The following is a 20,821-nucleotide window of genomic DNA, read 5'->3' as shown; positions in this document are numbered from 1 at the left end:
AATTCACAATTCCTCTATTATCGCCATATGTTTGAACTCTTTCTCGCAATGAAATACCTCAGGGCCAAGCGAAAGCAGCGGTTCATATCCGTCATTACCATTATTTCCATTCTTGGCGTCATGGTCGGGGTGATGGCGCTTATCGTGGTCCTTTCAGTGATGAACGGCTTCCGGGCGGACCTGATGTCCAAGATCCTGGGGGTCAACTCCCACGTGCTGGTCCTCAACCTCAGCGGCCCCTTCGCCGAGTACCGTCAGGTCGAGCAGGACGTGAGCAGGGAAAAAGGGGTTGTTGCGGTCACGCCGTTTATTTTTACCCAGGTCATGATCAACAATGCAGGGAATGTATCCGGCGCGGTCTTGAGGGGCATCGATCCTGACAGCGCCGGTTCGGTGATCGGCTTTCAAGACATGATCAAAAACGGCTCGCTCTCTTCCCTGGCAGGGGAGGTGGATGATTTTCCGACCATCATTATTGGAAGTGAACTCGCCAAACGGATAGGGGCCCATGCCGGAAGCGAGATCACCGTCATCTCGCCGGAAGGGAAATTGACGCCCCTGGGAAGAACCCCCAATACCCGAAGATTCAAGGTCTCCGCCATATTTGACTCAGGCATGTATGAATACGATGCCTCCATGATCTACATCTCCCTGACAGAGGCCCAGGATTTTCTGGCCCTGGGCAACAAGGTCACAGGAATAGAGGTCAGGGTGGAGGATGTCTACCAGTCGGACAGAATAGCGAAGAATATTCAGGAGCGGCTGGGATATCCCTTCTGGACAAAAGACTGGAAGCTCATGAACCGGAGCCTTTTTTCTGCGCTCAAGCTTGAAAAGCTGACCATGTTCATCATCCTGACCATGATCGTGCTGGTGGGGGCCCTCAATATCATCAGCACCCTGGTCATGGTAGTCATGGAAAAAACAAGGGATGTGGCTATCCTGAGGGCCATGGGCGCTTCCGCCAGGAGCATTATGTCCATTTTCATGTTTCAGGGGCTCCTCGTCGGTGTGGTCGGCACCATTACCGGCCTTGTCTGCGGCCTGGGGATATGCCAGTTATTGGCCAGATATAAATTTATCAGCCTTCCTTCGGATGTGTATTACATATCGACCCTCCCTGTCCAGGTGGAGGTTGCGGATGTGTCATTTGTTGCCGGGGCTGCAGTGGTCATATCCTTTTTAGCCACCCTGTATCCATCCTGGTATGCCTCCAGATTGAATCCGGTGGAGTCTTTCAGGTATGAATAACCAGACGGTTATGGAAAGCTCCGACTCCCCCATGTTAAGGCTTGAGGAGGTATTCAAGTCTTTTCATCACCATGGGGAAATTATCGAGATCTTGAAGGGGATCAACCTGGTGATTCGTCCTGGGGACAGCATGGCGATCATGGGTGCGTCCGGGGTGGGAAAGTCGACGCTGCTCAATATCATGGGAAGTCTTGAACCCCCTTCCAAAGGGGTCGTCCGATTCCGTGACATGGATATGTACCAGATGGATGAAGGAAGATTGACACGCCTGCGAAACAGGGAGATCGGTTTTGTGTTTCAATTTCATCATTTATTGCCCGAGTTGAATGCACTGGAAAACACCCTGATGCCCGCCCTCATCGCCAGGCATCCAAAAAAGACCGCCGTCTCAATGGCAAAGGATGTCCTTTCAAAGGTCGGACTTGAGAAGCGGATGATGCACCGTGCAGGCGAGCTTTCAGGAGGGGAACAGCAACGCGTGGCCATCGCAAGGGCCATGATCATGCATCCGAGGCTGATACTGGGGGATGAACCCACCGGAAATCTTGACTGGATGACAGGGCAAGAGATCGCCGATCTCCTTTTGCGTCTCAATCAGGAAGAAGGCGTTGCCATGGTCATTGCCACCCATAACCAGCGACTGGCGAAGAGAATGTCCAAACAAATGGAGCTGATAGATGGACAGATACGGTAGAACACATCGCAAAGGGAAGAGCGCAGAGCGCAGGGAGACGGCCGTTATGCACCATTCACCAGGGGCCATGCGCTTTGGGGCGGGCAGGATCATATTTCAGGCACTGCTGCTCCTGATCCTGTGTGCTTTTCTTGTGCCGGAGGCAGCGGCCGAACCCAAGGAAACCATCGCAGTTCTGCCCTTTAAGATCAATGCCCGGGGACCGCTCGGACATCTCCAGTTGGGGCTGCAAAAAACACTTTCCTCCCGGTTGGAGGAAAAAGGCTTTCACATCATCCCCCCCCACGAGATCAACAAATCTCCCATTGCCTTTGCGCCGGCACCGGAAATGACGGACCTTGTCGCCCTTGGGAAGAGGCTCGGGACGGATTGGATGGTGGCCGGGAGTCTTACTCAGATCGGAAACAGGGCGAGCATCGACCTGAAAGTGATGGACATTGCCCTGAAGAGGCCGCCGTTTTTTATCTTCCAGGTCTCGGAGGATATAGACGATGTGGCCGATACCATGAAACGTCTTGCCGTCAATGTCTTTGATCGGGTCACGGGCGTACCCGAGATCGACTCGGTCCAGGTGGCCGGCAATCGTCGTATTGAAAAGGCGGCGATTCTGGCCGTAGCCGGGATAAGGGCAGGGGATCGTCTTGACTATGACAAACTTGATAAGGACCTTCGAGATATCTACAAGATGGGGTTTTTTGAGGATGTCAGGATGGAAACCGAGGACGGGCCTTCGGGAAAGATCGTTACCTTTCATGTGACGGAAAAACCCTCTGTCGGGAAAATAGTATTTGAGGGGAATGAAGAGGTGGATGACGATGACCTGAAGAAGGAGCTGGGAATAAGCCTTTATTCGATCCTGGATCATAACGAAATCAGACAGAGTATGAACCGGCTGAAAGAATTCTACCGGGAAAAGGGCTACTACAACGCCGAAATCGAGGAAACCACCGAAACGATCCCCAATAATGAGGTCATGTTGAAGTATAAGATTAAAGAACATGACAAGGTTTACATCGAAAAGATTCAATTCGTGGGGAACAAGCATTTTGATGATGACGACCTGAAGGATATCATGGAAACCAGTGAGAAATGGTTTCTTTCATGGATTACCAAGGCCGGGATTCTGGACAAAAAGAAACTGGAATTCGATATCCACAAACTGACCGCATTTTATCACAATCACGGGTTTATCAAGGCGAAAATAGGCGAACCGACGGTCGCATACGACGACACCATCGAAGGTCTGGTCGTCACCTTTGATGTTATTGAAGGGCATCAATACGGGGTGGACAAGGTTGCCGTCGAGGGGGACCTGATACAACCTGCCGACGATCTCCTGAAGAAGGTTCAAATCGGCAAGGAAGAGGCATTTAATCGGGAAGTGGTTCGACGGGACATCCTGGCGTTGAGGGATGTCTACGCAGATCATGGGTATGCCTATGCAGAAATCCAACCGATCGTCAAGGAAAACGATGAAACGTTTCTTGCGGATGTTACATATAATATCTCCAAGGGGGAGAAAGTACGCTTTGAAAGGATTGCCATCTCGGGGAATACGGTGACGAGAGACAAGGTCATCCGGCGCGAACTGAAGGTCATCGAAGGTGAATATTTCAGCGGACAAGGTCTCAAAGAGAGTACGGCAAACCTGAATCGGCTCGGCTTTTTCGAAGACGTTCAGATGGAGACAAAAAAGGGGAGCCGGGACGACCTGATGAAACTGGATGTCAAGGTGAAGGAGCGGGGGACCCGGACCTTCAGCGTGGGCGCCGGGTACAGCTCTGCATATTCCGGTTTTGTCATGTTCGAGATTGCGGATGAAAATTTCCTGGGGTACGGGCAGAAACTCATGGCCGCGGCGAGGATCGGCGGAAAGAACACGGAATTTGATATACGATTCGTGGAGCCCTGGCTCTTTGATACGCGGTGGTCGTTTGGTGCGGATCTTTACAAGTGGGATCAGGAATATACGGATTATTCAAGGGATGCAATGGGTGTCGCCCTGAACCTTGGTTATCCTCTTGATTTTATCGATGACTACACCCGGGCCTTGATAAGATATGACTACGACAATTCCAGGATTTACGAAGTGCAGGAGACCTCCGGACCGCTCTTCGACATGAAAGGCCGGAATGTCACCAGCAGCGCGGCCCTTATTTTCAAACGGGACAGCAGAGACCATCTTTGGAATACAACAAAAGGGTCGATCAACGAATTGTCAGGGCAGTATGCGGGACTCGGCGGCGATGAGCAATTCATCAAATACAAGGCCAGGACCGCCTGGTTCTTCCCCATGTTCTGGGAGACGGTATTTATGGTGCAGGGGAGGTGGGGCTATATCCAGGATAGGGGAAAACTTTCTGTTTTTCAGAAGTTCTTTCTGGGGGGCATCAATACGATGCGCGGATTTGATTACGAGAGCATCTCTCCTGTAGACTCCAATGGATACAGGGTCGGTGGCACAGGGATGATGGTCTATAATCTGGAATATCGTTTTCCCGTGCTTAAAGAGCAGGGGGTCGTGGGGCTCGTGTTTTTTGACACAGGCAATGTATTTGATTCGGATTATGACCAGCCCTGGTCCTTCGACCTCAAGAAGTCTGCGGGTGCCGGGGTGAGATGGTATTCTCCGATCGGTCCGCTGAGGCTGGAATATGGGTGGAATCTCGACAGGACCGGAGACGAATCCTCCGGCAGATGGGAATTCAGCATAGGGGGGATGCTGTAGTCGATGGGTTGTCGCTCTATGGGGTAGGGGCAAAATAATTAAACGTCTCGGAATTTATATAAGTTGTTGTAATCATATATCTTTCTCCGGCAATTGGCTGTGCCGTTGACCTGGAATGATGGAATCGTGGAATAATGGAATGATGGCCATGAGAATCAGAAAATCATTTTTTCTAATTGTCTCCATTCCGCTAAACCCATTATTCTCACGCCTGGGCGTGATTCCATCATTCCAACATTCCAGTTGGGGCGAAGCCCCTAAGTTCTGCCTAAGTATGATTTGGTCGTTATTCCTACAAATGGATTTTATTTGTCATTTATCATTCAATCAATATCGTCAATATCAACCATAATGGGGGTAAAAATGAAAAAAATTAGTCTTTTGGTCATCTGTTTTTCTATGATTTTTTGTTTTCAACATGAAAATGTCTTGGCAGAGACCGTCAAGATCGGGGTGCTCAACATGAAGCGGCTTCAGCAGAATTCCGTCAAATTTCAGAAGATCAGAGAGGAGTTGAAGGCAAAATTCAATGCCCTCCAAAAAAAGCTGGATGCGGAGAGGGCCCAGATAGCCAAAATCGAGGAGGAACTTCAGAAACAAAGCATGATGTTGAGCCTGGACGCCAAAGAAGGCAAGGAGATGGAATTGGGCAAAAGGACGCGCCACTACAAGTATATGTATGAAGAAGTCACCCAAGAGATGAAAAATGCCGAATATGAGGCGACCAAAATGGTGGGAAAAGACATAGAAAAAATCGTAGAAAAAATCGGCCAGACAGAAGGATTCAGCGTCATTCTTGAAGAAGGGACAGTTGGGCTGGTATATTATAATAATACCCTGGATATCACGGACCGGGTGACCAAGGCGTATGATGCAACAAATTGACAGTGAAGAACGGGCCTTGACTCTCGACGAGATCGCCGATGCTGCAGGCGGGAAGGTCGTCGGAAACGGGGACGTTGTTGTTACCGGCATCAACTCCCTGAACGATGCAGGTCCTTCGGAAATCTCGTTCTTTTCAGATCGACGATATGAGGAGAGCCTGCGCAAGACCCGCGCCGGCGCCCTGTTGATCTCCCATAAGACCGACTTGTTTAGCGGCCCGCAGATCATCGTTTCCAACGCGGAACTGGCGTATGCCAAGGTGGCCGCGCTCCTCGCCCCTCGAGTATCGAGAGATATGGGGATCAGTCCGGAGGCCGTCATTCATGAGGGAAGCCTTATCGGAGCAGGTGTGTCCATTTATCCGATGGCGTATGTGGATCAGGGGGCGGAGATCGGTGACGGCACCACCCTCTTTCCCGGGGTATTTATCGGCGAGGGCGTAAAAATCGGCAGGAGATGCCTCATATATCCCAATGTCGCCATCTTAAGAGGGTGCCTCATCGGAAACGACGTCATCATCCATCCGGGGAGCGTCATCGGCGCCGATGGGTTCGGCTTTGTCCGGGACGGCGTTGCGTCCGTAAAGATCCCTCAGACCGGGATCGTCCAAATCGATGACCGCGTGGAGATCGGGTCCAACAACTGTATTGATCGGGCTGCACTTGGAAAGACATGGATCAAGAGTGGGACCAAGACCGACAATCTGGTGCATATCGCTCATAATGTCGTCATTGGAGAGGATACCATCATCGTGGCCCAGGCAGGTATCTCCGGGAGCTGTCACATCGGGCGCGAGGTGGTCATCGGCGGTCAGGTCGGCATCATAGATCATGTCGAGGTGGGAGACAGGGCCATGATAGGTCCCCAATCCGGCATTGCAAAGCCGATTGCTCCAGGTGAACTGGTCTCCGGCTCCCCTGCGATATCCCATCGACTGTGGCTCAAGACCACCACCTTGACATCACGGCTGCCCGAATTCAATCAGCGATTGAGACAGTTGGAAAAACGGATCGAGGAGGTTGAGCGGCATTCTCACCCCCCTTCGGGGGATGGTTCCTCAGATAAGGCCGCGGAATACGGGAAGGAGTAAGTTCGACCATGGATTTACCGCTGACTTATGAAGATATTATCAAGATTCTTCCCCATCGTTACCCGTTTCTGTTAGTCGATCGAATCATTGAACTGGAAATGAACAAGCGGGTGGTCGGGATCAAGAACGTCACCGCCAACGAGCCGTTTTTTCAGGGTCATTTTCCAGGTAATCCTATCATGCCCGGGGTCCTTATCATTGAGGCGATGGCACAGGTGGGCGGCATTCTGGCCCGGTTGTCCGTGCCCGATGTGCTGGAGCGGGAGATGGGCAATTCAATCTTTTTCGTATCCATGGAGGGGGTGAAATTTCGGAGGCCGGTCATCCCCGGCGACCAGATCAGATTCGAGCTTGTTCCCTTGCGGACCGGATCCAGGATCTGGAAGATGGCAGGGAAGGCCTCTGTAGAAGGGGAAGTGGCTGCCGAAGCCATTCTGGTGGCTACCATCGGCTGAGGGATTTCGATTTATGATGTGCCGATTGAAAGATCCGTAAGACCAACCAAAATGATAATGGACGAATACCAGTGGACAACTCAATCAAAATACATCCTTCGGCAGTGGTCGGTTCAACTGCCCATCTTGCCGATGGGGTGGAGATAGGTCCTTACGCCACCGTGGGAAACCATGTGGTTATCGGAAAGGATACAGCGATAGGCGCTCACGTGGTGATCGAAGGCCATACCCGGCTCGGGGAACGAAACCGGATTTATCCCTTTTCTTCCATCGGCACACCGCCCCAGGACATCGGGTACCATAATGAGGATACGCGCCTCATTATGGGAAATGACAATATCGTCAGAGAATATGTCACCATCAACCGGGCCACCACCAAAGAGGAGTGGGAAACGGTTATCGGCAGCAATAATTATCTGATGGCCTATGCCCACATCGCCCACGACTGCCGGCTTGCAGATCATATCGTATTAACAAACGGCGCTACCCTGGGCGGGCACACCCATATCGATGAATACGCCATATTGGGGGCGTTCCTGGCTGTTCAGCAATTCGTTCGAATCGGTGCACATGCCTACCTGGGGGCCAAATCAGGGATCGACAGGGATGTCCCCCCCTTCATGATAACGGCCGGGCCCAGGGCAAAACTATATGGAATCAACCAGAAGGGTCTGATTCGAAGGGGCTTTTCACAGGGGACCATCGACATCCTCAAAAAGGCGTACAGCATCATCTGGCGTGAAAACAGGAGTTTCAGGGATGGCATCGCTCAAGTCAAAACAACTCTTGAAATCATACCTGAGCTGAAGATGCTGCTGGATTTTTTGGCCGGCTCCAAGCGAGGTATTCTGCGATGAATATGGTCCCATTGTGCGGCCGGAATAAACATGCTTTTCAGGCCAGATAAACTATGGGGAAGAATAGCGGAATAATCGGCATCATTGCCGGTGGCGGCCAGTTTCCGCTCCTTATCGCAGAGGCTGCCAGAAAGGAGGGGTTGCGGGTCGTTGCCGTGGCCCACCTGGGTGAAACCGATCCGGAACTCTCGAGCCAGGTGGATGAAATTGTCTGGGTCAAGCTGGGACAGTTGGGGCAATTGATAAAGACGTTCAAATCGCGCGGCGTCACAGAGGTCTTGATGGCAGGGACCATCACCAAAAAGCGGATGTTCGAGATCAGGCCTGACTTGAAAGGGCTGGCCATCATGTCGAAACTTGCCTTCTTTCATGATGATGACATTCTCAGGGCCGTTGCCAGAGAGCTGGACAAGGAAGGGCTGACAATTACCAATTCCACCCGGTTCTTGCCCGAACTCATTGCCCCGGAAGGATGCCTCACAGCGAGGCGTCCCAGCAAGGCCGAAAAGGAAGATATCCGGTTTGGATGGAAGATGGCCAAGGAACTGGGTCGTCTGGATATCGGTCAGTGTGTGGTGGTGAGGAAGAAGACCGTTCTGGCCCTTGAAGCCATTGATGGCACCGATGCAACCATTCTCAGGGGGGGGAAGCTGGCTCAGGAAAAGGCGGTCGTCGTAAAGGTGAGTAAACCCGGGCAGGATCTCCGATTTGATGTTCCCTGTGTGGGTCTTGAGACCGTACGGACCCTCTCACGGGTAAAGGGTGCCGTGTTGGCCGTGGAGGCAGGGAATACCCTCTTGTTTGACAAAACAGAGATGATTGCCGAGGCCGACAGGAAGAATATCGCCATTGTTTCTCTGGGCACCGCACCTTGATGCGCAGGATCGAAAAGGTTGAGGAATATTGTCATAAGGTAAATGATTTGGCCGATGGATGTGAGATCCTGAAATGGAACAGATAAAGACGAGAATCGGGGTTATCGGTGTCGGGCATCTGGGGGAGTACCATGTACAGAAGTACAGGGCGCACCCGGGGGTGGAACTCGTGGGCGTTGTGGATGTGGACAGGGATCGCGTCAATGAGATCGCCCGGCGTTACCACACAAAGGCATACGCGGATCACCGGCATATCCTGGACAAGGTGGATGCCGTCAGTCTGGCCGTGACGACGGAGATGCACTTTGAGGTGGCCAAAGATGTTCTGGCCGAAGGGGTGCACATGCTCATCGAAAAGCCGATCACCTATGACTTAAGCGAGGCGGATACCCTCATCCGCATGGCCCGGGAACGGAATCTGGTGCTTCAAGTGGGTCTTGTCGAACGGTTTAACCCCGCCATTGTCAAGATGATGCCGCTGCTGAACAACCCCGTTTTTGTGGAGTCCCACCGCATGAACCTTTTTACCACAAGGGGGCTTGATGTTGACGTGGTCCTTGACCTGATGATCCACGACCTGGACATTATTCTTCACATGATCCGGTCAGAGGTGAGAGAGGTCCACGCCGTGGGTATGCCTGTCATTACCAATAAGACCGACATCGCCAATGCCAGGATCATTTTTGAAGACGGAACCGCTGCCAATCTGACCGCGAGCCGGGTATCCGGGAAAATGCTGAGAAAGATCCGTGTGTTTCAGCCGGATGCCTATCTGTCTGCCGATTGCGGAAAACGTCAGCTCACCGTGATCAGCCTTGACAATCAGAAGAAAAATTCTCACAATTTTCCCGAAGTGACCACAAGCAAGAAAAAGTATGCGGATAGCGACCCCCTGAATGACGAGATAAGGGCGTTTATCAATGCCGTCATGAACCAATCCGAACCTGTGGTGACCGGCCAGGACGGGCGAAATGCCTTGAGAATCGCCCTTAACATCATCGACCAGATAGAGAGAGGCTGCCAGAATTTTAGCCCCGCCTTCTGATACCGGAGATCGTCGGCTGGTACTGATCGTTGCCGGTGAGGCCTCGGCCGACCTGCACGGGTCCAATCTCGTGAAGGCCCTCAAGCGCTTAAACCCCGGCGTGGTCTTTGAGGGCATCGGGGGCAGCAGCATGGCTCAAGCAGGGGTCAGGATACTCGTCTCATCCTCGGATATGGCCGTGGTCGGCTTGACCGAGGTCCTGCGCAAAGTCCGAACCATCGTCAAGGCGGCGGGTACGATGAAATCTGCGCTGAAAAGTCTTCGTCCGGACCTCTTGATCCTCATTGACTACCCAGACTTCAATCTTTATCTGGCCCGGATCGCCAAGGGGCTGGGTATCCCTGTCCTGTACTATATAAGCCCCCAGGTATGGGCATGGCGGGGGGGACGGGTAAAGAAGATAGCCAGGCGGGTCGACCGTATGGCAGTCATCCTGCCGTTCGAAAAATCGTTTTACGGAAAACGAGGTCTGAACGTCGATTATGTGGGGCACCCCCTGGTGGATGAATTTGAATCCAAAGTTCGGGAGCGCGTCTTGCCGGGCCGGACCCAGGCCAGGGGCCCAGGCCTTCAGAGCAAGACCCATATGCGACATCCGGTCGTGGGGTTGCTTCCGGGGAGCCGGAAGGATGAACTCAGAAATCTCCTCCCTGTCATGATCCGGGCCGTGGAGATCCTCAAGACCAAATATCCCCACATCCAATGCCTGCTGCCGTTGGCCCAGACCATTGAACGTAAATATGTCGAGACCTTTGTCCGAAACACCCCATTGAATATAGAAATCCACCAAAACGACGTCTACCGGACACTGGAGCACTGCCATATTGCGCTGGTAGCCTCAGGCACGGCGACCCTGGATACGGCAATCATGGGAATCCCCATGGTTGTGGTATACAAGGTCGCCCCTTTCTCCTACTGGCTCGGAAAGAAGTTGATCAGGGTGCCGTTTATCGGGTTGGTAAACCTCGTAGCCGGTGAGAGGGTGGTCCCGGAATTGATCCAGGACGAGGTGACGCCTGACAGGCTTGCCAGCGAGGCACTTTCGCTCCTCGAAGATGAGGAGAGGAGGGAAAAGATGATCGTAAAGCTGAAAGGGATACGTAAAGACCTCGGAAAGGGCGGGGCATCTGAAAAGGCCGCCCGAATAGCCATTGAGATGATGGAATGAATGGAGCGATATCTAAATGGCAAAGACGATTTTAATCGTGGACGATGAAAAGAGTATTCTTCAGTCACTGATCGGTATTCTTTCAGATGAAGGGTTTGAGGTTCTGACTGCCGAGAGCGGGACAGAGGCATTGGATAAGATCAAGGAGGCAACGCCGGATCTGGTCCTCCTGGATATCTGGATGCCGGGACTTGACGGCCTTGAGACCCTGCAAAGGATCAAAGCGGAGTATTCAAACCTTCAGGTGGTCATGATGTCGGGGCACGGCAGCATCGAAACCGCAGTGAAGGCGACCAAAATAGGGGCCTACGATTTCGTGGAAAAGCCGCTTTCCCTGGACAAGCTTCTCCTCTCCATCAATAATGCCCTTGAATATTATAGACTAGAGGAGGAGGTGAGCCTTCTCAAGGAAAGGGAACGGAACAGGTATCACATCACCGGCAGCAGCAGGGCGATTAAGGAATTGAAGGAGCAGATCAAGATCGTCGCCCCTACCAATGCATGGGTCCTTATTTCAGGGGAAAACGGTACAGGAAAGGAGCTTGTGGCCCACACCATCCACCTCTTGAGCCGGCGCAGTCACAAGCCTATCGTGGAAGTAAATTGCGCGGCCATACCTGAGGACCTCATCGAGAGCGAGCTTTTCGGTCATGAGAAGGGCGCATTTACCGGGGCCTCCACCATGAGAAAGGGGAAATTTGATTCCGCCCACGAAGGGACCATTTTTCTCGATGAGATCGGCGATATGAGTCTGAAGGCCCAGTCGAAAACCCTCAGGATCTTGCAGGAACAAAAATTCGAGAGGGTAGGGGGAACCAAGACCATTCACGTGGATGTGAGAGTGATCGCAGCGACCAATAAAGACCTTGAAGCCGAAATCGAAAAAGGCACCTTCAGGGATGATCTGTACTTCCGGCTGAATGTCATCCCCATCCGGGTACCGTCTCTCAGGGAGCGGCTTGAGGATATCCCCAGCCTGGCAAGGGAATTTATATCGGAATTTTCCCTGACCACGAATATTGAGGCAAAAGAGATCTCCGAGGAGGCCATCTCCATCCTTCAGAGATACGATTGGCCTGGAAATGTCAGAGAATTGAAGAACCTTATCGAGAGGCTCATGATCATGGTGCCAGGGAAAATTATCCAGGCCAAAGATATTCCATTACCTTACAACCGGACCTCCGAGGCGAAAACCAGCGTTGAATCGGGTGTTGTGTCCGATTCCCTCAAAGAGGCAAAAAGCCAGTTCGAGAAGGCATTTATTCAGGCAAAGCTGCAGCAGTTCAACGGAAACATCTCCCAGACAGCCGAGGCCATCGGTATCGAAAGAAGCAACCTTCACAAGAAGATAAAAGGATATCAGCTGGATACATACAGGGATGAATGAAAAGGGGCCCATCAAAGATCTCGGAGAAGGTTCCTGGACGTGCATCTCCTGTGATCGGTGGAGACGGGGATCCGTTTGACGGGCCAAATGACGGAATTTGAATGGTGACCCCTTGTGAAACTTGAGAGTCCAAAGTTCTCACGTCATGCCGGCCTTGATCCCCGCAAGTACGGGATCTTCGACCGGCATCCAGAACATTTAACTTCTTAAAAAGACACTGGATTCCGGCTTGCGCCGGAATGACGGCCTGGAATTTATGCATTCAATAAAATCAATATATTACGAGAACTTTGGACTGTGGCGTTATGAAAGAAAAACCCCCGAATCCTGTGAGGAAATCGGGGGTTAAAGGCGTTTTGGGGGCTTCTTGGATCTTTTTTTGGTGGAGGCGGGGGGAGTCGAACCCCCGTCCGGAAACATTCCGCATAGGCGTCTACATACTTAGCCCAATTTTTAAATTTCACCTCAGGGATCACAATTGGGCAAGGCGTCCTAGAAGCTAACCTGTGTAAAGTTTCGCCTTTCCGTTTCACAGGTCCAACGGATCAGCTAGCCCGCTAGTCGACGTCTTTTTCGGTCACGCAGGCAAAGACCGAGAAGACGTTAGCCTATTTTATGCGGCTAAGGCATACGCATAATCGTCTGCGTTTGTGTTAAGCCCACCTGTTTTACGAGCAGCTGGAACCTCGGTATGCAACCTACACTTCAATTATCCCCGTCGAAGCCGTTTCGCCCCCTCAAACGAAGATTATGGATGAAAAGTCATTGGTTATTTTGTTGGTTTAATAATAATTACGGATGGCCCGGTTGTCAATAATTACTTTTCTTACGGGCCTGATCCATCTCCCGTTTCAACTCCTTTTCCTTCAATGACCTCCGCTTGTCATATTTCTTCTTTCCTCTTGCCAGAGCGATTTCCACCTTGGCCCGCCCCTTTTTAAAATAGACTTTGGTGGGGATCAGGGAATACCCTTTCAGCTCGGTCTTTCCGATCAGACGTCTGATCTCCTTATTGTTCAGCAGAAGCTTTCGAGCCCGGGTCGGATCCAGGTCAGCCCCATGGGCAAATGGATAGGGAGAAATATGCATGTTATATAGAAAAACTTCACCCCGCCGCACCCTGGCATAACTGTCCACAAGATTGGCCCGTCCCTCCCTGAGGGATTTCACCTCTGCGCCCAGAAGCACCATGCCCGCCTCAATAAATTCGTCAAGATAGTACTCATGACCGGCCTTTTTATTTTGACAGACCGTCTTTATCGCTGAATCCCGAATCACCGGCATAAAACCGCCCCTCCCAAATGCCCATCCAAGGTCCTTCGATGTCTCATTCGCATGGCTGTCCTTCAATTATCATTGGATGATAAAAATCCGTCGAAACCGGGCCTTTGATTTTGGATGCTTCAGCAGTCCATATGTAATCGTCGATAATCAATTCAGGAGGTATCCCTTTTCCTCCAACTCGGGAAATATCCCCCGGGTCTGCTGCAAGATAAAGGTCCGCACTTCTTTGGCGGTGTTCAGCAACATGATCTTTTCCAGGTCTGCCCGGGCCTGTTCCATCGGAATCGCCCTTACCATTTTTTTGATGAGAGGGATTGCCCTGGCGTTCATGCTGAGCGCGTCGAGGCCGATCCCTAACAAAATGGAAATGCAAAGGGGATCGCCTGCCATCTCCCCACACAGGGAAACCGGTATCCCGGCATTTCTGCCCGCCACGACCACCTGCCGGATCATCCTGAGAATGGCCGGATGAAACGGCTGATACATGTAGGCCACGTGCTCATTGACCCGGTCAATGGCGAGGGCGTACTGGATTAGATCATTGGTTCCGATACTGAAAAAATCGACATGACGGGCCAAGACCTCGGCCATGGTAACGGCTGAGGGGATCTCAACCATAATCCCGACTTCCATGGCGTTATCATACGGGATATGTTCCTGATTCAGGTCTTCTTTGACCTCGTCCAGAATTATCTTTGCATCCAATAGTTCCTGGAGACCGGAGATCATCGGGAACATCAATCGGATGCTGCCGAAGGCACTCGCCCTGAGAATCGCACGGAGCTGGACTTTGAATATCTCCGGCTCCCGCAGGCAGAAACGAATGGCCCTCAGCCCGAGTGCAGGATTATTCTCGTTGGACATGGACGTCTCTGACGCAAACTTATCGCCTCCTAAGTCCAGGGTCCGAATGCTGACCGGTGCCGGCCGCATGATCTCCACGACCTCCCGATAGTCTTCAAACAGTTCCTCTTCATCTGGGAAGCCTTTTCCTCTAAGATAGAGGAATTCCGTTCTGTAAAGCCCAATCCCTTCGCCGCCATAATCTTTGGCAGCAGTCACTTCTTCCAAGAACTCGATGTTGGCGGTAATGGCAATCCGATGCCCGTCAGGGGTCTCCGCCGGGAGATGGCTCATCCGGGCGATGCTGGACCTGTATTTCTGGAGTTGGAGCTTCCGTTCCTGATAAAGGATGATGTCGCTGTCTTCGGGATTGATCACGACCACGCCGGAGGTCCCATCAACAATCAGGAGATCGCCGTCTTGCACAAAGGCAGTCGCGTGCTCAAGACCAACCACCGCCGGAATTTCCAGGGCCTGGGCCATGATGGCGGTATGGGAGGTCTTCCCCCCAACATCGGTAATGAACCCCATCACCTTGGCGGTATTCAATTCAGTGGTATCCGCCGGCGACAGATCATGCGCAACAATGATCACTCTCTGATTGATATCACTCAGGCTGTGCCCGCTGTCGCCGGAAAGGGTCCTGAGGAGGCGATCCGTAACATTCTCCACATCGCTGATGCGTTTGCTGATATAATCGTCATCGATTTGTTCAAAGACACCTCGTATCTCTTCCAGTGTTTTCTTGAGGGCCCATTCGGCATTTATCTTTTCCTCAAGGATCTTATTGATGGTGGAGTCGCGGAGCATGCTGTCCTTAAGGATCATCAGGTGGCTGTCCAATATAAAGGCCTGGTCCTTCACCATATCCGGCATCTTGTTCTTGAGAGAAATAAACTGGGCCTCCACCGAGCGGAGGGCCTCTTCAAATCGTTCCACCTCCCGATTCAACTGCGCTTCGTTGACAAAGCACTGGTACAGGATCTTGGCCTTTGACCGGTCCACCAGATGGGCCTTGCCGATGACGATATCGGGATAGACGGGAATCCCCCGCAGCTCTTTTTGGGCGGTCACAGAATCCATTTTCATGCCCGCTCTCCAAAGTTTCGCTCAAATAACTCACTCAATTTTTCCATAAAGTTCTCCGAATCGTCTCCCACAATCCTGGCCTCCATCTGGGTTCCTTTGGGGCATGCCAACGTCAGTATGGACAGGATGCTGGAACCATCCACCTCTTGGTCATCTTTCTTGAGAAAGAGTCGGGAATCATACTGCCTCCCCAATTCCACTATCTTGGCGGCCGACCGGGCATGAAGGCCCAAGCTGTTTCTGACCTTGAGTCTTCTGACGGATTCCACGGTGTTCTCTCCTCCTGCCTTACTTTTTTCGTCAAGGCATGCTTTGTATACCTGCCGATAGGCCAATCCTTCTTCTTCAGAGATCAGAGCAGCGATATCCTTTGTGCTCCTCCGGTCGGTCCTGATCAGCGACTTTATCTGATTTAAGGCCTTTTCGCTTAATCCTCTGGATGCCTCTTTAGATTCACTCCCTGCCACCACGAGTGTAAATTCACCCCTGATTTTCTCCGGCGTGAGAGAGGCCAGGATATCTCCCGGGGCGCCCCGCTTTACCTCCTCAAAGACTTTGGTCATCTCCCTCAGCATGACCATTCGTCTCTCTCCGAATATCTCTTCCAGATCGGCCAACATCGCCTGGATGCGATGCGGGGCCTCGTAAAAAACCATGGTACGGGTTTCCGAGACCAGTCTTTTCAGCTCCTTTTTTCTCTTCCCTGGCTTATTTGACAAAAATCCCAGGAATAGAAAACGATCCGTGGGAAGGCCGGATACAGATAGCGCGGCCACCACTGCCGAAGGCCCTGGAACAGGCCTTACCCTGATGCCCTCCTCCGCCGCCCGGTTGATCAGCCGCACCCCCGGATCAGAAATGCCGGGGGTCCCGGCATCGGTCACAAGGGCAATGTTCACCCCGGACTTGAGCCGGCGGATGAGCGGTTCGGTCTTCGTGTTCTGATTATGCTGGTGATAGCTCGTGAGGGCTGTTTTGGCGCCATAACGCTCACACAGATGTCTTGTATGAGAGACATTCTCTGCGGCGATCATGTCAACGCTTTTCAGGATTTTCAAGGCCCTCAAGGTAATGTCTTCCAGATTGCCGATGGGCGTGGATACCACATATAGAATTCCATATGTTGGATCGCGGTCATCAATGACATCCGGATTTTCCACTGCAGGTCCTGCCTAATAGGCCAGATCGAAGGCGTTTTTTATGACTTCAATTTCAGGTTCGCCTGGTCCCAGGCTGACGGCGACCACATCGAATCTGGCCTTGATATCGCAACAGTTCATTGATTTCATATAGGCCAGGGCAACCTTTGAGAGCTGCCTCCGTTTCCTCTCATTAACAGCCTCTTTGGCATAGCCGACGGTCTTTCCCTTTCTGGTTTTGATCTCAATGAAGACCAGGGTGTCGCCATCCCGTGCAATCAGGTCCACCTCCCCCAAGGGGCACCGGTAGTTTCGAAGAATGGATCGATACCCCAGGCGTTTTATCTTCCTGAGGGCCAATTCTTCTCCAAATGCGCCTAATTCGAGCCGTTCCCTTGTCAAAACCCGCCTGCTTTCTGTAGATCGTCTCTCTTGCTGCGCTCTCACCGCAAAACAGTCTGATGCATCCAACCTGGGGCAAGCCGGGCCTAAACATTCTCAAAAAATGAAAATTGTGCCCGTCTTGAACTCAATGTGGTTTTCCATTCCCACGCGACTCGTCTAAAGGTCAACCGGTGAAATGGACATGGTCCATACGCCTTCAGTGCGGCAAGGTGTCGGGCGGTTCCATAGCCCTTGTTTTTATCAAAATCGTAGACGGGATACATTTTATGACAGGCCCGCATGATCCTGTCCCGGTACACCTTGGCAAGGACTGAGGCAGCAGAGATGCTGGTACAGATCTGGTCGCCCTTCTTAAGACATCTCTGAGTGATGGAAATGGGAACTGGATGGATCCCGTCAACAAGAAGGATCTCCGGTTGCGGGTCAAGGGCCTTTACAGCGCGCGACATGGCCTCGAGTGAGGCCCTCAGAATATTGAATTCGTCAATATACCAGCGAGGAACAACACCGATGCCCGTGGTTAAGGCCTCCCGCTGGATGACGGCGAATGCCTCTTCTCTCTTCCCTGCCGTCATCTGTTTTGAATCCCGGATTCCCTGCAGATCCGGAGTTCCGGAAAAGATGACTGCCGCGGCCACCACCGGACCGGCCAGGGGACCCCGACCTGCTTCATCCACCCCGGCGATCAGCCGGTATCCGGTCTGTCGCGCCAACCCCTCATAAAAAAAGGGAGTTCCGGTCAAGGGGTCGACACACTCCGGGAAGAGCTGAAAATTTTCATGCGGACCCACGGCTACCCGTCTCGCGGACCGGCGCCATCCGATTTCCTGAACCGACGCGCATCGGCTTCATCAGGTTCGTTTCTCCTTGATCCTGGCCGCCTTTCCCCTCAGGTTTCTCAGGTAGTAAAGGCGTCCCCTCCGGACCTTGCCCCTTGTGACGATCTCGATTTTATCTATCACCGGGGAATGCAGCGGAAAGATCCGTTCGACACCGATATTGTAGGAGACCTTCCTGACGGTAAAGGTGGCGCCGGTAGTCCCCTTCCGCTTACGAATAACAACCCCCTGAAACATCTGGATTCGTTCTTTCTCGCCCTCTTTTATCCTGGCGTGTACCCGAACCGTGTCCCCCGGCCTGAAATCGGGAATATCGACACGCATCTGTTCCTTTTCAAGCGCTTCCATGATATTCATGTTTTTCTCCTCTTCTTGTCATATATCGAAGCAGCAACGCGTCAGTCCGGACCTCCTGCGTCCTGCCCGTATTCAAAGCTTCTTCTATCCCGCCAACCGGTCCAGTATAATGGCTGCCGCGGTCCTGACGGAGAGATGATTGTAGCCTTTTTTCCCCAGGATAGGGACCAGCACCCGGTCCGCCTGCCTTATCGCCTCTTCATGAAGGCCCCATGCCGTCCCGAATAACAGGGCTACCACCTCATTATTCCAAATGGCCTCCCTCGCCTCTGTACAGGATATGGACCGCTCTTTCGGGTTTGCTGCATCAGTGGCGATGGTTAAGGGAGCCTCTCCCTCCATTTCATGGATTCGGGCGATTGCCTGCTCCAGGGTTCCCACAACGGAAACGCATTCAAGCGCCTCTTTCCGGTGCCGGTTGTACCGGCCGCCATACCCTTCGAGCCAATGCCGTAGAACCCGCCTCGCAAATTCCTGCTGATCATCAAGCGGGGTAACAATAAAAAATCTACTGACATCATATGTCGTGGCCAACCTGGCCATATCATGAATATCCAGGGTGGTGATGGCAGACACGATCTTCTCATGGTTCTTGTTGTAAACAGGAAAATGAACCAGTCCGATGTAGAGACGCACCCACGCCCCCTATAGTTCCGCCAGAAACGCTCTGTCCTCTGCCGTCAGGTTGGCCTGTTTCAGGAGGTCAGGTCGTCTTTCTACGGTCCGTCTGAGGGATTCCTTCCTGCGCCACACCCTGATTTTTTCGTGATCCCCGGATAGGAGGACGTCCGGTACGTCACTTCCCTGGAACGTCCTGGGCCGGGTGTATTGAGGGTATTTCAAAAGGCCGTCTTCAAAAGAATCCTCGACACTGGATCTTTCACCCCCCAGAACCCCCGGGATGAGTCGGGCCACCGCATCAATGACCACCATGGCCCCCAGTTCCCCTCCCGTCAGGATATAATCGCCCACCGAGAGTTCCAAATCGATATGGGTCGACAGGATCCTCTCATCGACCCCTTCATAGCGGCCGCAGATCAGGATAAGTTGGTCCCATCGGGACATCTCCCATGCCATCGACTGGTCGAACCGCTTTCCCTGAGGACTGAGGAGGATCACCCGACTTATTCCGTTAACCCTGTCAATCGACCCCAGGGCGCGGGAGATAGGCCCCGGTTTCATGATCATACCGTCGCCCCCGCCATATGGACGGTCATCTGTGATTTTGTGGGTTCCTCTCGCAAAGTCGCGGATATTGACCAGCGTGACACCCACCAATCCCCTGCTCACCGCATGGCCCAAAACACCCTGTCTCAGATAGGCCTCGATCATTTCAGGAAAGAGGGTAAGAACGCTAAAAGTCATTCAGGTTTAACAACCCCTCCATGGGCGAAATGGTCATTGTTCCCTTTTCGAGGTTGATCTCTTTGACCACCTCGTATGTGGCCGGGACAAAGATCTCTTTCTTGCCTCGCCCCACCACATAAATTTCACCGCCCCCTGCGGGTATAATTCGGGAGATGTCGCCGATATACTCCCCCGTGTTTTGAAAGACCTTAAGGCCGATCAGTTCATGCCAGAAATATTCCCCTTCCTCGCGGGGAATGGTTTCAGTTGGGATCAGGACTTCCGCTTCTCTCAACTTCTCCGCCTCTTCTAATGAGTTCACTCCCTCCAATTTCATTAAGACAATATTCTTGTGAGGATTTGCAGACACCACCTTGCACGCATGGATCTCTCCGCCGGCAGGTCTTACAAGAACTTCCGAGGTCTGTCTAAACGATGCCTCAGACCGAGCAAAGGACCGGACACGGAGGAGCCCTTCCAGCCCATGCGGTCTAAGGACCTTCCCTATCAGGAGCAAATTTCCGGCCACCCCGGATACCAACGCTATTCTATTATCTCCAGAACCGATCGTTTCTTAATCTTTGTGGAGGCTGCGCTGAGAATCGTCCGCATGGCGCGTGCCGTGCGGCCCTGCTTGCCGATGACTTTTCCGAGATCATCCTTGGCTACTTTCAGCTCAATAACGGACGTCTGTTCTCCCTCTATTTCCGTAACGGCCACTTCTTCCGGTTTATCCACGAGCGCTTTCGCAATATATGAAATCAACTCCTTCATCGATTCACCTCCCATCTGATCAGGCAGAAACGTCACCTCAATTTGACGCTGAATGGGATTGCATCATGCCTTCCTTCTTCAGGATGGCCTTGGCCGATTCCGAGACGCGCGCCCCTTGTCCAAGCCAGTAGTTTACCTTCTCTTCGTGGATCTTCACTACCGCAGGATCCTTCGTGGGATCATAATAACCCAGTATCTCTAAAAATCTTCCATCCCGCCGTGCTTGTGAATCGGCCGCCACCAGACGGTAAAACGGCTTCTTTTTCGCACCCATCCGTGTCATTCGAATTCTAACTGCCATTTGCCCTT

General features: G+C 52.3%; 22 protein-coding genes, 1 other RNA gene and 1 pseudogene. 11 read left to right on the top strand and 13 right to left on the bottom strand.

The features are described from left to right. Window positions 1-27: 27 nt before the first annotated feature. The 11 genes from K9N21_11260 (at window position 28) to K9N21_11210 (ending at window position 12,435) form a co-directional block, all read left to right on the top strand. Complete coding sequence (locus K9N21_11260) at window positions 28-1,251, top strand: lipoprotein-releasing ABC transporter permease subunit (GenBank protein ID MCF8144485.1); 1,224 nt, start codon at window positions 28-30, stop codon at window positions 1,249-1,251. A gap of 31 nt (window positions 1,252-1,282) precedes the next feature. Next, on the top strand, window positions 1,283-1,945 hold the full coding sequence (locus K9N21_11255) for an ABC transporter ATP-binding protein (GenBank protein ID MCF8144484.1): 663 nt from the start codon (window positions 1,283-1,285) through the stop codon (window positions 1,943-1,945). Then, window positions 1,929-4,673: an outer membrane protein assembly factor BamA gene (bamA, locus tag K9N21_11250; protein ID MCF8144483.1), complete on the top strand. Its 2,745-nt coding sequence runs from the start codon at window positions 1,929-1,931 to the stop codon at window positions 4,671-4,673. Before K9N21_11255 ends, bamA begins: the two co-directional genes overlap by 17 nt. A gap of 363 nt (window positions 4,674-5,036) precedes the next feature. After that, the gene (locus tag K9N21_11245; protein ID MCF8144482.1) at window positions 5,037-5,558 is read left to right on the top strand and encodes an OmpH family outer membrane protein; all 522 of its coding nucleotides are present in this window, start codon (window positions 5,037-5,039) and stop codon (window positions 5,556-5,558) included. Then, window positions 5,542-6,648 carry a UDP-3-O-(3-hydroxymyristoyl)glucosamine N-acyltransferase gene (gene lpxD / locus K9N21_11240; protein MCF8144481.1) on the top strand — a complete coding sequence of 369 codons (1,107 nt, stop codon included), beginning with the start codon at window positions 5,542-5,544 and terminating at the stop codon, window positions 6,646-6,648. The genes K9N21_11245 and lpxD overlap by 17 nt, the downstream gene beginning before the upstream one ends. Window positions 6,649-6,656: 8 nt before the next feature. Beyond that, entirely contained in the window at window positions 6,657-7,103 is a 447-nt protein-coding gene (gene fabZ, locus K9N21_11235; GenBank protein MCF8144480.1) for a 3-hydroxyacyl-ACP dehydratase FabZ, read from the top strand. A gap of 83 nt (window positions 7,104-7,186) precedes the next feature. Next, on the top strand, window positions 7,187-7,960 hold the full coding sequence (lpxA, locus tag K9N21_11230; GenBank protein MCF8144479.1) for an acyl-ACP--UDP-N-acetylglucosamine O-acyltransferase: 774 nt from the start codon (window positions 7,187-7,189) through the stop codon (window positions 7,958-7,960). Window positions 7,961-8,013: 53 nt separating this feature from the next. Beyond that, window positions 8,014-8,835 (top strand): UDP-2,3-diacylglucosamine diphosphatase LpxI, encoded by an 822-nt coding sequence (gene lpxI / locus K9N21_11225; protein MCF8144478.1) that lies wholly within the window; start codon window positions 8,014-8,016, stop codon window positions 8,833-8,835. A 73-nt stretch (window positions 8,836-8,908) separates the two neighbouring features. After that, window positions 8,909-9,880, top strand: a complete 972-nt coding sequence (locus K9N21_11220; protein MCF8144477.1) for a Gfo/Idh/MocA family oxidoreductase — start codon at window positions 8,909-8,911, stop codon at window positions 9,878-9,880. 16 nt (window positions 9,881-9,896) lie between these two features. Then, entirely contained in the window at window positions 9,897-11,048 is a 1,152-nt protein-coding gene (lpxB, locus tag K9N21_11215; GenBank protein MCF8144476.1) for a lipid-A-disaccharide synthase, read from the top strand. Between the two features lie 16 nt (window positions 11,049-11,064). Continuing rightward, entirely contained in the window at window positions 11,065-12,435 is a 1,371-nt protein-coding gene (locus tag K9N21_11210) for a sigma-54 dependent transcriptional regulator (GenBank protein ID MCF8144475.1), read from the top strand. Window positions 12,436-12,578: 143 nt separating this feature from the next. On the opposite strand, the pseudogene K9N21_11205 reads toward K9N21_11210, so the two are convergent. From K9N21_11205 to rpsP, 13 genes and pseudogenes are all read right to left on the bottom strand, one after another. Continuing rightward, window positions 12,579-12,638: pseudogene (locus K9N21_11205) on the bottom strand (hypothetical protein). A gap of 177 nt (window positions 12,639-12,815) precedes the next feature. Continuing rightward, window positions 12,816-13,172, bottom strand: a transfer-messenger RNA (tmRNA) gene (ssrA, locus tag K9N21_11200). Window positions 13,173-13,245: 73 nt separating this feature from the next. After that, the gene (smpB, locus tag K9N21_11195) at window positions 13,246-13,710 is read right to left on the bottom strand and encodes an SsrA-binding protein SmpB (protein ID MCF8144474.1); all 465 of its coding nucleotides are present in this window, start codon (window positions 13,708-13,710) and stop codon (window positions 13,246-13,248) included. Between the two features lie 156 nt (window positions 13,711-13,866). Next, window positions 13,867-15,651: a phosphoenolpyruvate--protein phosphotransferase gene (ptsP, locus tag K9N21_11190; GenBank protein ID MCF8144473.1), complete on the bottom strand. Its 1,785-nt coding sequence runs from the start codon at window positions 15,649-15,651 to the stop codon at window positions 13,867-13,869. Next, a complete protein-coding gene (gene rsmI, locus K9N21_11185; GenBank protein ID MCF8144472.1) occupies window positions 15,648-16,811 on the bottom strand; it encodes a 16S rRNA (cytidine(1402)-2'-O)-methyltransferase in 1,164 nt (387 codons plus the stop codon). The genes ptsP and rsmI overlap by 4 nt, the downstream gene beginning before the upstream one ends. A gap of 12 nt (window positions 16,812-16,823) precedes the next feature. Beyond that, window positions 16,824-17,192, bottom strand: coding sequence for a YraN family protein (locus K9N21_11180; protein ID MCF8144471.1), 369 nt, complete (start codon window positions 17,190-17,192; stop codon window positions 16,824-16,826). An 86-nt stretch (window positions 17,193-17,278) separates the two neighbouring features. Further along, window positions 17,279-17,986, bottom strand: a complete 708-nt coding sequence (locus tag K9N21_11175) for a ribonuclease HII (GenBank protein MCF8144470.1) — start codon at window positions 17,984-17,986, stop codon at window positions 17,279-17,281. Window positions 17,987-18,046: 60 nt separating this feature from the next. Then, window positions 18,047-18,391 carry a 50S ribosomal protein L19 gene (gene rplS / locus K9N21_11170; protein ID MCF8144469.1) on the bottom strand — a complete coding sequence of 115 codons (345 nt, stop codon included), beginning with the start codon at window positions 18,389-18,391 and terminating at the stop codon, window positions 18,047-18,049. A gap of 84 nt (window positions 18,392-18,475) precedes the next feature. Continuing rightward, window positions 18,476-19,027: an RNA methyltransferase gene (locus tag K9N21_11165; protein MCF8144468.1), complete on the bottom strand. Its 552-nt coding sequence runs from the start codon at window positions 19,025-19,027 to the stop codon at window positions 18,476-18,478. Between the two features lie 9 nt (window positions 19,028-19,036). After that, on the bottom strand, window positions 19,037-19,756 hold the full coding sequence (gene trmD, locus K9N21_11160; protein ID MCF8144467.1) for a tRNA (guanosine(37)-N1)-methyltransferase TrmD: 720 nt from the start codon (window positions 19,754-19,756) through the stop codon (window positions 19,037-19,039). After that, entirely contained in the window at window positions 19,746-20,255 is a 510-nt protein-coding gene (gene rimM, locus K9N21_11155) for a ribosome maturation factor RimM (GenBank protein ID MCF8144466.1), read from the bottom strand. Before rimM ends, trmD begins: the two co-directional genes overlap by 11 nt. A 26-nt stretch (window positions 20,256-20,281) precedes the next feature. Continuing rightward, complete coding sequence (locus K9N21_11150; protein ID MCF8144465.1) at window positions 20,282-20,512, bottom strand: KH domain-containing protein; 231 nt, start codon at window positions 20,510-20,512, stop codon at window positions 20,282-20,284. Between the two features lie 37 nt (window positions 20,513-20,549). Next, window positions 20,550-20,813 (bottom strand): 30S ribosomal protein S16, encoded by a 264-nt coding sequence (rpsP, locus tag K9N21_11145; GenBank protein MCF8144464.1) that lies wholly within the window; start codon window positions 20,811-20,813, stop codon window positions 20,550-20,552. Window positions 20,814-20,821 lie beyond the last annotated feature (8 nt).

The sequence above is a fragment of the Deltaproteobacteria bacterium genome, from assembly GCA_021737785.1.
GTDB lineage: Bacteria > Desulfobacterota > DSM-4660 > Desulfatiglandales > Desulfatiglandaceae > AUK324.
Note: the sequence above shows the minus strand (reverse complement) of the source record. Positions and strands in the feature narration are given on the sequence as shown.